This is a genomic window from Ruegeria sp. YTSA144 (genome assembly GCF_059610125.1).
This window is the reverse complement of the sequence record NZ_JBXWNA010000021.1, coordinates 1-2,500: the sequence shown is the minus strand read 5'-3', so window position 1 is coordinate 2,500 and position 2,500 is coordinate 1. Positions and strand designations below refer to the sequence as shown.

Sequence of the window (2,500 nt, the reverse complement as noted above, 5' to 3'; positions counted from 1 at the left end):
GAAATCTATTTAGGTAGAGCGTCATCCGAATACCCCGGGGGGTAGAGCACTGGATGGGTAATGGGGCCCCACAGGCTTACTGATCCTAACCAAACTCCGAATACCCGGGAGTACTAGATGGCAGACACACTGCGGATGCTAACGTCCGTAGTGGAGAGGGAAACAACCCTGACCTACAGCTAAGGCCCCCAATTCATGGCTAAGTGGGAAAGCAGGTGGGACGACCAAAACAACCAGGAGGTTGGCTTAGAAGCAGCCATCCTTTAAAGATAGCGTAACAGCTCACTGGTCTAAACAAGTTGTCCTGCGGCGAAGATGTAACGGGGCTCAAGCCATGAGCCGAAGCTTAGGATGCCGTAAGGCATGGTAGCAGAGCGTAGTGTGACATAGTCTCATTCCTCCTTCACGTCTTCGGGCGTATTGGAGGAGAGAGGCTTTCGATGAAGCCGGCGCGTGAGCGATCCGGTGGAGAGATCACTAGTGAGAATGATGACATGAGTAGCGACAAAGAGTGTGAGAGACACTCTCGCCGAAAGTCCAAGGGTTCCTGCTTAAAGCTAATCTGAGCAGGGTAAGCCGGCCCCTAAGCCGAGGCCGAAAGGCGTAGGCGATGGGAACTAGGTTAATATTCCTAGGCCAGGAGGATGTGACGGATCACAGGTGTAGTTCAATCTTATCGGATTGATTGGGCTGCTGAGTGGTTCCTGGAAATAGCCCTCCATCAGACCGTACCCTAAACCGACACAGGTGGACTGGTAGAGCATACCAAGGCGCTTGAGAGAACGATGTTGAAGGAACTCGGCAAAATACCTCCGTAAGTTCGCGAGAAGGAGGCCCGGTTCCTAGGCAACTAGGGGCTGGGGGCACAAACCAGGGGGTGGCGACTGTTTATTAAAAACACAGGGCTCTGCGAAGTCGCAAGACGACGTATAGGGTCTGACGCCTGCCCGGTGCCTGAAGGTTAAAAGGAGAGGTGAGAGCCTTGAATTGAAGCCCAGGTAAACGGCGGCCGTAACTATAACGGTCCTAAGGTAGCGAAATTCCTTGTCGGGTAAGTTCCGACCTGCACGAATGGCGTAACGACTTCCCCGCTGTCTCCAACATCGACTCAGCGAAATTGAATTGCCTGTCAAGATGCAGGCTTCCCGCGGTTAGACGGAAAGACCCCGTGCACCTTTACTACAGCTTCGCACTGGCATCAGGATTGTGATGTGCAGGATAGGTGGTAGGCTTTGAAGCAGGAACGCCAGTTCTTGTGGAGCCTCCCTTGAGATACCACCCTTCGCACTCTTGATGTCTAACCGCGGTCCGTTATCCGGATCCGGGACCCTGCGTGGCGGGTAGTTTGACTGGGGCGGTCGCCTCCTAAAGCGTAACGGAGGCGCGCGAAGGTTGGCTCAGAGCGGTCGGAAATCGCTCGTTGAGTGCAATGGCAGAAGCCAGCCTGACTGCGAGACTGACAAGTCGAGCAGAGTCGAAAGACGGCCATAGTGATCCGGTGGTCCCGAGTGGAAGGGCCATCGCTCAACGGATAAAAGGTACGCCGGGGATAACAGGCTGATACTGCCCAAGAGTCCATATCGACGGCAGTGTTTGGCACCTCGATGTCGGCTCATCTCATCCTGGGGCTGGAGCAGGTCCCAAGGGTACGGCTGTTCGCCGTTTAAAGAGGTACGTGAGCTGGGTTTAGAACGTCGTGAGACAGTTCGGTCCCTATCTGCCGTGGGTGTAGGAGACTTGAGAGGAGTTGCCCCTAGTACGAGAGGACCGGGGTGAACGATCCACTGGTGGACCAGTTGTCGTGCCAACGGCAGTGCTGGGTAGCTATGATCGGACAGGATAACCGCTGAAGGCATCTAAGCGGGAAGCCCCCCTCAAAACAAGGTCTCCCTGAGGGCCGTGGAAGACCACCACGTCAATAGGCCGGAGATGTAAGCGCAGCAATGCGTTCAGTTGACCGGTACTAATCGCCCGATAGGCTTGATTTGATCCAGTAACAGAAAGACAAATCAAAAACATACACACCTTGGACCAAGGATGGCTGTGTCGCGCCAAGCGACACTGTTGATTGACATAATAACCGTGCGGGAATGCGCATTCGCAAGCGAATACGCTGCCTCCCGCGCGTCGCCTTTTTGCAAAGCAAAAAGAGCGACGGGGGCTTTTCCTCGGTTTGGTGGTCATAGCGCAAGTGAAACACCCGGTCCCATCCCGAACCCGGAAGTTAAGCACTGCCGCGCCAATGGTACTTGGGCTCAAGCCCCGGGAGAGTAGGTCACCGCCAAACCTAGAAAAAGCCCACAATCAAACTTCTCTCTTACGATATCGAACTCATTCGACCCCGGCCTCAAGTAGCGTAAGCAACAGGCCGAAAAACGGTCTCAAGTAGCCGAATAGGCGGTAGACCACAAAAGTGTCGCGGGATGGAGCAGCCCGGTAGCTCGTCAGGCTCATAACCTGAAGGTCGTAGGTTCAAATCCTACTCCCGCAACCAAAAATA

General features: G+C 54.5%; 1 tRNA gene and 2 rRNA genes (1 of these 3 cut by a window edge). All 3 read left to right on the top strand.

The features are described 5' to 3' along the window. Positions 1 to 1,988: ribosomal RNA gene (locus AC2FF8_RS20420) — 23S ribosomal RNA — on the top strand; it begins 839 nt to the left of the window's first position. Between the two features lie 184 nt (positions 1,989 to 2,172). Next, positions 2,173 to 2,287, top strand: a 5S ribosomal RNA gene (gene rrf / locus AC2FF8_RS20415). Between the two features lie 130 nt (positions 2,288 to 2,417). Then, positions 2,418 to 2,494 (top strand) — tRNA-Met (locus tag AC2FF8_RS20410). The last annotated feature ends 6 nt before the right edge of the window (positions 2,495 to 2,500 follow it).